The organism is Chitinophaga sp. 9-1-y (assembly GCF_059511905.2).
In genome coordinates this window covers 2,396,213-2,408,809 of the sequence record NZ_CM197955.1, presented here as the reverse complement: position 1 = coordinate 2,408,809, position 12,597 = coordinate 2,396,213, and the positions used below count along the sequence as shown (strand labels likewise).

Here is a 12,597-nt window from a genome sequence, read left to right as displayed (position 1 = left end):
GGAAAGCATAAAGCAGAAAGCAAAAAGCTATGGAAGCGGATGATCAGAGCGGATATTAATACGCTTTCATTATTCGCTTCCATAGCTTTTTGCTTTATGCTTTATGCTTTCCGCTCAAAAAAAAGGCCGCTTCCCGTGAACAGGTGCGGCATTGCTTGTACGACCAACTCAAATTATTGCTTTATTGAGAATATTTTGATTTAGGTGTTTCTGTATATCGTGTGTTATACAAAAGTAAGTGCCATCATCTCCGCAACACTCTCAAAGCGGGAAAATGATTTACGCAATCGGGAAACTTTGGGAAAGCATAAAGCGGAAAGCAAAAAGCTATTGAAACGAATGATCAGAGCGGATATTAATACGCTTTCATTATTCGTTTCAATAGCTTTTTGCTTTCCGCTTTATGCTTTCTGCTCTCTTCTCAATCTTCAGCAATAATGTACTGAAAAATATACTCCTCAATCGTCCCATCCCGGGTGCCTTCTACGCGGGCTTCCAGGTGGCGGACATCTTTAAATCGATAAGTAATTTTTTTAGGGAAGTCGTTATTAAGATCTTCTGCTACGAAACCTATTGGCTTTAATACCCGTAATCGCAGGCGCACAGGTGTTTTGGGCTGATGCCCTGCATACACTGGCAGGAAATACATCTCATTTTCCCGCCTCACAAGCTGCATGGTCTGCTGTAGGGCGCTGTCGGCGCCTACAATGCGCCAGGTTTTGCCGCTCCAGGTAGAGTCATTGAGTTTGCTCCAGCTTTCCACGATCGTGCTTTTGCGGGTATTCATGCTCCAGGTACCGGCCAGCTTATCCAGGATACGGAAATCGGCCGGGTTAGCCTGGCCGGCTACCTGGAAGCTGCCGGCCAGTAGCAATAGCAGCAGCGGTAAGAGTTTACTGTTGTACCACTGCTTCTTCACCATAAATCTGTTGTTTGTATTTGAGAGAGGGAGAAGCCAGGAAAGGACCTATGCCCAATTCTCCCCATTTGGCGTCTATTTTACTGATGGTGGCGTCATCTGCCACAATAATATTGGGCCAGTCGCGCTCAAAGCCATCCAGCAGCCTGGTTTTCAGGGTACCGTCCATACCAATACCTCCTATATATTTTCCGGGGGTAGCAGCCGGCTTATTAATTACAAAGCTATCCCGTTTAGGATCCAGGTTATTACAGAAGCGCCACAATGCCGAGGCCAGGTCGCTCACGTCTACGGTATGTTCCACATAGAGAATCATCTTTACGCCTGCCAATGCGGGCAGGGCATAGAGTTGTTCATTCAGTTCCCGCACATGAAATGGCCGGCTTTTTTCTATTGCTACCAGTATACAGGAGATATCCATTGCCAGCAGCTGGCTGTTGATGCCCTTAATTTCAGGGAACTGCTGCATAATAGCGGCCGTATCAATGGCAGCTGGCGTAGCTACCTGCAAATAAGCAGTATCTGTTTCTTCTTCGTATTTGCGGGTGCCGTCTATACACATTTTGCCGCCAAAGCCCATTTTAGAGCAGGAATGATCCAACACATCCATAGGCCCCTGGCTGAGGTAAATATCTGTGGCCGGGTTCAGATGCCGGAAGACATGCTGTGCCAGCTGTTTATAATCGTTGATCTTCACACCATCGTCTGTTACCACGAGGATCTTATTGAACATCATTTGTCCGGCTCCCCACATAGCATTCATCACTTTCTGTGCCTGCCCTGCATAATCTTTCTTGATTTGCGCAATCACCAGGTTATGGAAAACCCCTTCTACCGGCATTTCCATGTCAACAATTTCCGGTACCAGTGTCATTTTAATAGGCGCCAGGAAAATACGTTCTGTCGCTTTTCCGATCCAGGCGTCTTCCTGCGGAGGAATACCTACTATCGTGGAAGGATATACGGCATCTTTTCGATGGGTAATAGCGGTAATATGGAATTTAGGGTACCAGTCAGCCAGCGAATAGTAGCCGGTATGGTCGCCAAACGGTCCTTCCCAGATCAGCTCTTCCGAGGGGTCCACGTAACCTTCTATTACAAAATCGGCATCTGCCGGTACTTCTATTTCAGGTTGGGTAATACATTTTACCAGTTCTACTTTCTTCTTGCGAAGAAAACCTGCCAACATGTATTCATCTACGTTTTCAGGCAACGGTGCAGTGGCAGAATAAGTGTATACCGGATCGCCACCGAGTACTACGGCAACGGGCATACGCTTATTCAGCTTCTTATATTCCATGAAATGCTTGGCAGATACTTTATGTTTATGCCAATGCATACCGGTCATGTCTTTTTCAAATACCTGCATCCGGTACATCCCTACGTTGCGGGTGCCGGTGAGCGGGTCTTTGGTATGTATAACGGGTAATGTCACAAAAGGACCGCCATCTTTAGGCCAGCAGGTGAGAACGGGCAATTTGCCCATATCAGGGTTGGCCATTACTACTTCCTGGCAGCTGCCCTTACCGCTAACTACTTTCGGCATCCAGGAGGCAAATTGACCCAGTTTAGGCAGTAATGCCAGTTTATCCAGTATACTTTCCTTGGGTTTGGATAACAGTTTAAAAAGGTTTTCAATTTCACTAGCTACGTCATCCAGCTCCTGTACTCCCAGTGCGAGGCACATCCGTTTATAGCTGCCCATAGAGTTGATGAGTACCGGGAAATCGGTGCCTGTATTTTCAAACAGCAATGCTTTACCACCATCAGGCGATTTGCTCACCCGGTCTGTTATTTCAGCTATTTCCAGTTTAGGGTCCACATAGGTTTTGATGCGTACCAGTTCGCCTGCCTGCTCCAGCGTATCTATAAAGTGTCTGAGATTTTTATATGCCATGTTTGAATCTTGTTACCAATCAACAAAAGTAACCAACCCATACCGCAATAACAAAATGCCCCCCATTAAATAATGGGAGGCATTCATTTTATTCCATTTTCAGTTATCAGTTCACAATTGTAACGCCTGCATGGAATACGGCCCTGGGCCTGGATGGGTAGTAGCGCACTGGTGCTGGAACCGGAATGGGTACTGGTACTACTGGATAATAAGCGGGTTGTGCATACACTACCCTTCTTCTTGGACGGTAGCACTGTTCATCCTCATCATCCCAGTCGCGGCGGCAATCTCTTCTACGTTCGTAGCGGTCGTCGCAGCGATCTTCATGTTTCCAGCGGCCATGTCCCCGGCCATGATCACGATATCCATTGTCGTATCCTCTTTGTGCGGAAGTGCTTAGCACTGCACCGCCCATCAGCAGCATCATTAACAATACTTTTTTCATGTTGTGTGGTTTTTAGTTCAAGATTGGTTGGCAAAAATTGTGGTGTACTTATGATTCAACTACAGGCAATTACTTAACTAAGGCTATATTCCGCTCCCGGGTACCTCACGTAGCTATATCGGTGATAATGACGGTGGTGAGGTTTATAGTGCTTACGATAATGTGCGTGTCTGTGTGGCCTTGGAGGATGCGGTGGCATCGGCGGCCGGTGAAAATGCGGCCTTGGCGGCAAAGGCGGATGCGGCAAATGCCTTGGATGTGGCGGCAGCGGCGGCAAAGGTGGCGCAGGAGGTCTATGTTGTGCTGAAATACTCATACTACCCGCTATCAACATCACCGAAGCTAAAAACAAAAACTTCTTCATGGCATTTCTTTTTAGTGAATTATAACAGGCAGTTGCACACCAACTTATTTTTTACGGGCACTGTTTCATTACTCTCTCCGCGATTTGTGATGCTGCTCTCCGTGATAAGCTGGTGGCTGCATTATACCTGTTTGAACTTATAAATTCAACAACTATGCCAATAAAAAATCCCCCCTGCCGAAGCCGGGGGGATTGCATACAAATAACCCATTTAAATATCTATGCAGTACGTTTCGTTTATGGTCTGAGTATCGGGCAACGGGTGGCTTTCTGTTTGCCCCAGCCGCTGTTACCACCTAAACGATAAGTAATGGTGAATCCTGAAAATACATACCAGTCGTTATACTTATCGGAGCCCCGCTTGGAGCCATCCGCAGGATAGGTGCCCGGTGTTACTTTCCCGGTTACTTCATCTCCGCGGTAAGCCATATCCACTGCTTTCTGACCACGATAAGCCAGTAATGTATTCTGATCTACATAAGTCTTACTTACATCATCCAGGTAATCCGTTGTAGTAGGACGGAAGCCTACTTCAAAGCCCAATGTCCACTTATCATTCAGAATCGCTTTTACGCCCCCTCCAAAAGGAATGGAAATCGCGAATAAATCGTATGGCTGGCGGTCCGGATACTGCGGTAATCCTTGTCCTTCCGTACCCAATGGACGCAGCCGTACCCAGTTACCTGACTGGTCTTTGGCTTTTGGATCAAAACCAAAACCACCTATACCAACAAAAACATAGGGCGTAAACCCTTTTTCCTCCAGGTCCAGGAAATTGAATTCTCCAATCAAACTTCCTTCTAAAATATTGGAACGAAAGCTCAGGTTTCTGGCTATCAGTGCTTTCTCAGCATTAGTGCTGTCGGCACCGGTAGCAATTCCCCAGGTAAGGGAAGCGCGGATAGTGAGGTAACGGTTGATGTCTTTTCTTACCAGCAACCCAAGCGCCGGGCGGGTGTATTTCATGTCCACCTTTTGCTGCACCAGGTCTCCACTGTAATTAGAAATACCGAGAAAAGCGCCCACGTGCCAGTCCTGCGCAAAAGAGAGAAAAGGAAGGGCCATGAATAACAACAGGATTCCGGTAGATTTAGTCAATTTCAAAGTATTAAAGTTTAAGAGGTTAGTCCTTTTTTAATCTTGCAAACCATTTAACGTTATTATCACAATTTTTATTTGGTGCACCCCGGCTAATAGTTTCCACACGTATCCCCGCACGGCCAATAAAAATGTAAAAATAAACTAATAAACCAATTAACTAATAAACAATTAAACTAACATCTTATATAGGCCCATCCTTCCTGTTGACGACTCACTAAATGAAATATGCCTGCAGGCACCTCCCGGGTTGAAGGTAGCAGTTGGGTGAGGGATAGCTGCCGGCTATGCAGGGTATTACGGCAGATAAGGAATTGAACGGCGCGCTCCTGCAGAGATGCTACTTTCTCCGCCAGGGGGTTCCCTTCCTTTAATAATAGGTTCCAGGCCTGGCCGTGTACTACCACCTCTACGCCTATAGCCGTTTGTGTGGTGGCCGCCTGTTGAAGAAGATTATGGAGCTGCCCCAGCATGGCCGCCTGTACCTCCTGCTCACCGGAGGTGATTTGAAAAACTACCTGCATGGCAACAAACCTACCCAAATATTGGCAAAATGAAAAGTGTAAAAAGGTGGATGTGAATGCAATAATTAATGTTCGTCTTTGTGCTTCGCGCTATACAACTCGTATTGTACCTTCCTCAACTTGTCTTCCAGCTTGCGATACTGCTCTTTCACATCGTGCAGCTGGTATAACAGGGAAGCCTCCCGCTGCTCCTGCTTTACCAGGTTGATGTGTGCTGTTTGTAACGCCCTGAAATGACGGAATAATAATACCCATCCAAGGCACATGAATAACAATAAAATAACGATAATGGCTACCATATAATAAGCAATTATACTACGGGATCGACTATACGCTACTGCCGGTAAATGGCGTTGCGGGCCGCCGCAACTCCATAACAGGATTGATAGGACAAATATGTTGACTGTTATAAAATCCGTACTGATTACCTGGCTGGAGCTATAAACATGACACTGCCGCTAAAGTTATTTATTCTCCTTAACAGCTGTTTGTCCATTTTAGCTTTTTTCAGATTTTCCGCGAAAAAAAAATCCGTTTTCATCCTTGCCCCGTACATATTATGAATATAAATACTTTAATAATCTCTATATCATATTGAATATCATTGAATTAAAATGATTTCAAAAATTATATTGCCAGTGATCATAAAAAAATTAAATTAGATATAATGATCATGTAGAAAAAGAATACATTTTGTTCAACTTTTGCAGGTACCAGCATCCAATGAAAATCATTTAAATCCCCGTATTGTATGGCCACCCTCTTGACGAAAGAACAACTCAAAAATTTTGCATTACAGGGCTTATCTTTTGCCGACGATCATGTCGCGGATCCGTTTAATATTAAAGATGTTGCAGAAAGACTGGGTATCTCCTACTCCTATTTCTATCACAATTTTACCATGTACATGGGAGAACCCTTCTGGCAATATGTAAAAAGACACCGGCTGGAACTGGCGGCAGGCCTGCTCCGGCATAGTGGCTATAATATCAGTGAAATTGGAGACATGTGTGGATACGCTACTACAGCGGCTTTCAGCAAGGCTTTTAAACAATACTTCCTGGAAAGCCCCAAAGAATTCCGCCGCATTATTACACTTCCCAACGAAAAAAGAACCCTCCAGATTACAGAAGGTATCACCGCCGCCTTTGGCAGCGAAGCTTTTGGAGGATTATTCAACTACGATCGTTGTGAAAAAGTTAAACTACCCGATAGCATCTTATATTATACCCTCATTTCCCAGGGACAAGATCCTGTTACAGAAATGATCGCCCGGATGACCCAGCATTATACGCTGTTTAAAAAGATGCAAACACTATATGATGTGCCGCAAAGCAAAATTATTACCGGCACCCTCGATGCCGTTCCGGTAACCAACTACGAAAGATTATCGATGTTCGCTGGCATCCTGGTACCTATTACCGCCACAGCGGTACATTTCCAGCTCCAGCAGAACTTCCCGTACCTGATGGTTAAACGAGTACCCGGTGGTAGCTATCTCCGGTTACCCGTACCCATGGACTTCGCTACCGCAGGCGTTCCTATGTATAACTTCATCAGCATGAACTGTAAGGAAGGCGTCTTTAAAATGAGTGGCAATCACTTCTTCCTGTCTCTCAACGGTCCAAATTATACCGAAATTTTTATCCCGGTCCTGAAGAAACACTATTAAATAACCGGAAAGCATAAAGCGGAAAGCAAAAAGCTATTGAAGCAAATGATCATTGCGAATATTATATACGCTTTGATCATTTGCTTCAATAGCTTTTTGCTTTCCGCTTTATGCTTTCCGCTATTTAACAAATATCGCCCGGAAGCAATTAGCACTCGTATTCAACGTGTCCTTCTGAGGCTTTCCCCTTCCATAAAACTCATCAAGAAAACTACCGGCATCCGACCAAACCGTTTGCATCATTCCCTGGAAACGAGGCTTCATTTCTTTGGTAGCACTGTTCCGGTAATCATACATATCTTTCAGCTGCAGCTTTGCATTTTCCGGCATTCTCCACGGGCAGGTAATCACAGATAAACCTTTCATGGCAAAATAAACCGGAGTCTTATCCGGTCTTTCATAATGCCAGTCGCAAATCATAATGTCTTTAGGTACCAGGTCCACCGCCCGGTGTGTATTATTCATACTGGCTTCCCAGGCGCCTAACCCGGTAGTTTTGCCTTCCAGTAAACGATCTCCCCAAATCCACAACTGACGCCCTTTTTGCTCCAGGTGATTGCGGATAGTCCATACTTCGCCGGCATATAATTCGGCTTTATCTTTTCCTCCGCAACGCGGACATTTCTCCTCTCCTATATAAAATACTTCATCCATCCCCGCATGAAAAGCGGAGGATTCAAAGGCATCACAAATTTCATCTACCAATTCAAATACCACCTTATGTACCCCCGGATGCAACGGACAATAACTCTTACAATACAACCCATCCGGGTTAGGCCATTCATACTTCACCGGCATCTTTACCCAGGGCGTTTCATCAAAATCAGGATATACTTTCAACAGGTTCATCGTGGTACCTGCCCACGATTGATGCCCCAGCAAATTAATCTGTGGAATCAACCGGATATGATATTTCTTACAGGCCTGTACCAATTGCTTTACTGCCTGCTCCGACAAACTTCCCGGGTCACGCAATTCAGGATGGGATTTAAACTCATAATTAAAATCTACCCGCAATACCAACGTGTTAACGTGGCGCGGCGCCAGTTCAGTTTCAATAAACTTCAGAAAAGCAGGCAGTCCGTCCGCTCTGGGGGCAGCTATACAAAATCCCCGGACCGGCAATGTATCTGTTGGCTGGGGATTTGCAACACAGAGGGAAATACTGCCGCAAACCACCCATAAAAGGGCAAATAGTTTTCTCATAAGTTTTTAAAATTTTTTAAGATGCAGTAAATTAAGGAAAGCAACGGGGAACTACAATCTTTTCCTACAAACAAATGTATAATAGCTATTGTAATGTTATACCCGTTGATTTTTAATATCTTTGGTAAAAGCACTAACTTCTATGAATGAGTTTAAACTACCGTTTAACGCAAGACTCACCTTTACCCTTTTATCCATTATCCTGGTTATTTATGTTGCCCACATTGGCAGCAGTATTATCGTACCATTGATGTTTGCGATGCTGATTGCCATCATGCTGCTGCCCGTAGTACACCGGCTGGAAAAATGGCGCATTCCCCGCGGAATGGCTGCTATCCTGGCCGTATTCCTGTTCATCATTGTTATTGCCCTGATCATGACATTACTCGGCCGGCAAATGGAAGCATTCATTTCTGACTTCCCCCAACTGCAACAAAAGCTCATGCTGGTCATCACTTCCACACAAGACTGGGTCAACGCCAAGTTTCATATCAATTCCAGCACGCAGTTAACCTACGTAGAGAAAGCATTGATGGGTACTCTTGGTACTGCCACCAGCTTCCTCAGCCAAACATTTTTATCACTTTCCTCCCTGCTGGTATTCGTGGTATTCGTATTTCTGTATGCTTTTTTTATTCTCTTCTACCGGAGGTTACTGGTAAAATTCCTGGTAAAAAACTTCAAAGAAGAACACCGCGAAAAATTACTCAACGTCATCGGAAGTACCCGCACTATTATTAAAAGTTATGTGGGTGGGCTCATGATAGAAATGGTGATTGTAGCCATTCTTAATACCACCCTCTTCCTCGTCCTGGGTATCAAATATGCTATCCTGCTGGGTGTAATGGCCGCTATATTCAATATCATTCCTTATGTTGGTATTTTAACTGCCACCATACTCATTCTACTGGTTACCCTGGCTACGGGAACGCCTATACAGGCCCTCCAGGCAGGTATCGCCCTGTTCCTCGTACATATCCTGGACAGCAACGTTTTATTCCCCAGCATTGTTGGTTCAAAAGTAAAAATCAATGCACTGATCACGATTATCGGCGTGGTATTGGGCAATATGCTATGGGGTATACCAGGGATGTTCCTCGCCATTCCTACTATTGCAATTATCAAAATCATCTGTGAAAACATCCCCGAAATGCAGCCATGGGCCATATTATTGGGAGACGAATCAAAGCCTAAAGTAAAGAAAGTAAAACCTAAAAAAGAGGAAGAATAAACCCAGTCATCATAAAAAAAGGCTGTCTTCTGATGAAGACAGCCACACTAACTAAACATATAAAACCAACCTTCTTTATTATTCCGGATGTTTGGTATCCACTTTACGATAAGCCCAGCCAAATATCAGCGGGAAAATGATCAGCGAGAAAATCATCGCACACAGGATCCCTCCAATTACCACACGCGCCAATGGTCTTGAACTTTCAGAACCAATACCATGAGAAATAGCAGCCGGGAACAATCCAATAGCAGCCATTAAAGCAGTCATCATTACCGGGCGTATTCTTGAATTTACCCCCAGCTTGATAGCGGTATACAAGGAGCCTCCCTGCCCCCGCATCTTTTCCAGGTTTTGTTTAAACACCGTGATCAACAACACCCCATCCTGGATACAAATACCGAACAAAGCAATGAAACCAATACCCGCAGAGATACTAAAGTTAGTCCCCGTCAGATGCAATGCCAGCAAGCCTCCTACAATGGCAAACGGTACATTGAGGAACACCAGCGCCGCATCCATCAGGTTACCAAACATCACAAACAACAGGATAAAAATCAACGTAAGACTGATCGGCACTACTTGCTGTAAACGTTTGGTGGCACGTTGTTCATTCTCAAAGTCACCCTGCCATACCATCGAATAGCCTCCTTTTAGTTTTACCACTTCATCTACTTTATGCTGCGCTTCCGCAATGGTGCTACCCATGTCACGTCCCCTCACGGAAAACTTCACGGCCGAATAGCGCTCATTCGCGTCGCGGAAAATCAGGCAGGGACCCGTTTTCATCACAATGTTGGCGATCTCCTTCACAGGTACCTTGGAACCACTCTGCGTGGGCACCATCAGGTTACCGATGTCTTCCGCATCTTTACGGTACTCTTCCGGGAAACGTAAACGGATATCAAACTTCTTAATCCCTTCATACAACGTACTCGCCGCTTTACCACCAATCGCCATTTCAATCACCGCGTTGGCATCGGCAGTAGCTACGCCATACAAGGCCATCTTTCCCTGATCAAGGTCTATATTCAATTCCGGTTGGCCAATATTTTTGATCACCCCTAAATCCTCTATCCCTCTTACATTTCGTAGTACATCATGCACCCGCGTAATCTGGTCCTCCATATAATTGAGCGAGTCGCCGAATATCTTCACACAAATAGATCCTTTTACACCCGATACCGCTTCTTCAATGTTGTCCATAATGGGCTGGGAGAAGTTAAGCGAAGCACCTGGTATCACGGAAAGCGTATCATTCATCTGATCGATCAGTTGCTCTTTGGTGATATGTGGCTTCCAGTTTTTCTCCGGATAAAGCATGACGTCAAATTCGTTGTTATAGAACCCTGCCACATCCGTTCCATCGTCCGGACGGCCGGTTTGCGATACAATGCTTTTCACCTGCGGAAACAACATCAGCCTGGATCGCACCTCTTTGGAGGTTTCTACCGACTTTTCCAGCGACACACTGTAAGGCAGCTGTACCCTCAGCCAGATGGAACCTTCGTTCAACTCCGGCAGGAACTCTGTTCCCAAAAATTTAAAGGAATACAACCCGAGGCCGATAATAATAAAAGAGGAGAAGATCGCTAACTTCCGATGCTTGAAAGTAAAGGAGAACCACCCCAACATGAAACCCGTCATGGCATGCAGGATCGGATTGTGCTTCTCATGTACATTTTTCCGAAGCAGCAGGTTAATCAGTACCGGCACCAGTGTTAACGTAGTTATCAACGCACCCAGCAGGGCAAAGCCAAGGGTATATGCCAGTGGAGAAAACATTTTCCCTTCCACTTTCTGGAATGCAAAGATGGGAAGTAAACCGGTGATGATAATTACTTTGGCAAAGAAAATCGCCTTACCCAGTTGGGCGCCATGTTTCCTGATCAGCCCCATCTTGGCCATCTTGTTAAATCGTTCCATGCCCACATCCCGCGCCTGGTGGTCAAGGACGACAAACAATCCCTCCACCATCACCACGGCGCCGTCTATGATAATCCCGAAATCTACGGCGCCCAGCGACAACAGGTTAGCCGACATGCCCATCAAACGCAGACAGATAAAGGCAAACAACAACGACAATGGGATGATGATAGATACAATGAGCGTAGTACGCCAGCTGAACATGAAAATAGATACCAGCAGGGTAACGAGCAAGATACCTTCCACAAGGTTGTGCATCACGGTATCTGTAGCGTAATGTATCAGGTCTTCGCGATCATAGAAAGGAACTATTTTGGTGTCCTGTGGTAACACAGAGGCATTCAGCTTTTTAATTTTCTCCTTCACCGCCTGTACCACCTCAGAAGGATTCTCTCCTTTCCGCATGATGATAATGGCCTGTACCACATCATCTTCATCTGTGACGGTTCTCCGGCCGCTGGAATCCAGGATGGCATCCGTGCGTCCTACGTGGCCCAACCGGGGCATATTGGATATATCTACCGTAGCTACATCCTTTACCAATACAGGAATTCCATTAACGTTCTGTATAATGATATTTTTAATTTCATGGATATCATTTAACAGCCCGATGCCACGTACCACATAAGCCTGGTTATTTTTAACAATAACGTCACCGCCTATATTAATGTTACTTTTGGCTACGGCAGAATACACGTCCAGCGGGGTGATCCCCAGGTTGGTGAGTTTTCCCGGGTCTACCTTAATTTCATAAGTTTTTACTTCCCCGCCGAAGCTCACAATATCCGCTACCCCCGGCACAGAACGGAGTTGCCGGTCGATGGTCCAGTCCTGTATCGTTTTCAGCTCTCTTACATCGCGGAAAGAGCTTTTAAGTGTATAGCGGTAAATTTCACCGGTAGGCCCTGTGGGCGGCTGTACAGAAGGATTGATCCCTTCTGGCAGGCTGGCATTGGCCAGGAGGTTGTTTACCTGTATCCTGGCTTCATTATCGGTGACTTTATCGTCGAAGATTATTTTTACGTAAGATAAGCCGAAGATACTGGTAGAACGCAGACTGGTTTTCTTTTGTACGGGATTCATCGCGATTTCTATCGGAATGGTCACGAACTTTTCTACTTCTTCTGCGCTTCTGCCGGGCCACTGCGTAATAATGCTGATCTCTGTATTGGTAACATCGGGGAAGGCCTCTATGGGCATGTTTTTAAAACAAATAATACCCGACACCAACAGCAGCAACGTGGCGAAGAAAATGAAATATTTATTCTTCAGCGAAAAGCCTATTATACTTCTGAGAACTTTATTCATCTAAAAA

Annotated in this window: 11 protein-coding genes; 3 read left to right on the top strand and 8 right to left on the bottom strand. The window is 45.3% G+C overall.

The features are described from left to right. Positions 1-421: 421 nt before the first annotated feature. From AC5ZC7_RS09615 to AC5ZC7_RS09605, 3 genes are all read right to left on the bottom strand, one after another. On the bottom strand, positions 422-922 hold the full coding sequence (locus tag AC5ZC7_RS09615) for a DUF6265 family protein (RefSeq protein WP_496159524.1): 501 nt from the start codon (positions 920-922) through the stop codon (positions 422-424). Further along, complete coding sequence (locus AC5ZC7_RS09610) at positions 894-2,816, bottom strand: menaquinone biosynthesis decarboxylase (protein ID WP_496159525.1); 1,923 nt, start codon at positions 2,814-2,816, stop codon at positions 894-896. Before AC5ZC7_RS09610 ends, AC5ZC7_RS09615 begins: the two co-directional genes overlap by 29 nt. A gap of 106 nt (positions 2,817-2,922) precedes the next feature. Next, complete coding sequence (locus tag AC5ZC7_RS09605) at positions 2,923-3,261, bottom strand: hypothetical protein (protein ID WP_496159526.1); 339 nt, start codon at positions 3,259-3,261, stop codon at positions 2,923-2,925. Between the two features lie 174 nt (positions 3,262-3,435). On the opposite strand from AC5ZC7_RS09605, the gene AC5ZC7_RS09600 reads away from it, so the two are divergent. Continuing rightward, entirely contained in the window at positions 3,436-3,768 is a 333-nt protein-coding gene (locus tag AC5ZC7_RS09600; protein WP_496159527.1) for a hypothetical protein, read from the top strand. Positions 3,769-3,862: 94 nt separating this feature from the next. Here AC5ZC7_RS09600 and porG read toward each other — a convergent pair whose 3' ends face one another. The 3 genes from porG to AC5ZC7_RS09585 all read right to left on the bottom strand — a co-directional run bounded on the left by porG (position 3,863) and on the right by AC5ZC7_RS09585 (position 5,546). Further along, positions 3,863-4,729 (bottom strand): type IX secretion system protein PorG, encoded by an 867-nt coding sequence (gene porG, locus AC5ZC7_RS09595; protein ID WP_496159528.1) that lies wholly within the window; start codon positions 4,727-4,729, stop codon positions 3,863-3,865. Between the two features lie 170 nt (positions 4,730-4,899). Continuing rightward, on the bottom strand, positions 4,900-5,247 hold the full coding sequence (locus AC5ZC7_RS09590; RefSeq protein WP_511911473.1) for a DsrE family protein: 348 nt from the start codon (positions 5,245-5,247) through the stop codon (positions 4,900-4,902). Between the two features lie 65 nt (positions 5,248-5,312). Next, positions 5,313-5,546 carry a hypothetical protein gene (locus AC5ZC7_RS09585; protein ID WP_496159530.1) on the bottom strand — a complete coding sequence of 78 codons (234 nt, stop codon included), beginning with the start codon at positions 5,544-5,546 and terminating at the stop codon, positions 5,313-5,315. A gap of 452 nt (positions 5,547-5,998) precedes the next feature. Between AC5ZC7_RS09585 and AC5ZC7_RS09580 the strand changes: the two genes are divergently transcribed. Next, a complete protein-coding gene (locus AC5ZC7_RS09580) occupies positions 5,999-6,919 on the top strand; it encodes a helix-turn-helix domain-containing protein (RefSeq protein ID WP_496159531.1) in 921 nt (306 codons plus the stop codon). 120 nt (positions 6,920-7,039) lie between these two features. On the opposite strand, the gene AC5ZC7_RS09575 is transcribed toward AC5ZC7_RS09580, so the two are convergent. Next, a complete protein-coding gene (locus AC5ZC7_RS09575) occupies positions 7,040-8,125 on the bottom strand; it encodes a family 20 glycosylhydrolase (RefSeq protein ID WP_496159532.1) in 1,086 nt (361 codons plus the stop codon). Positions 8,126-8,267: 142 nt separating this feature from the next. On the opposite strand from AC5ZC7_RS09575, the gene AC5ZC7_RS09570 reads away from it, so the two are divergent. Next, complete coding sequence (locus tag AC5ZC7_RS09570) at positions 8,268-9,356, top strand: AI-2E family transporter (RefSeq protein ID WP_496159533.1); 1,089 nt, start codon at positions 8,268-8,270, stop codon at positions 9,354-9,356. Positions 9,357-9,434: 78 nt separating this feature from the next. Here AC5ZC7_RS09570 and AC5ZC7_RS09565 read toward each other — a convergent pair whose 3' ends face one another. After that, positions 9,435-12,590 carry a CusA/CzcA family heavy metal efflux RND transporter gene (locus AC5ZC7_RS09565; protein ID WP_496159534.1) on the bottom strand — a complete coding sequence of 1,052 codons (3,156 nt, stop codon included), beginning with the start codon at positions 12,588-12,590 and terminating at the stop codon, positions 9,435-9,437. Between the last annotated feature and the right edge of the window lie 7 nt (positions 12,591-12,597).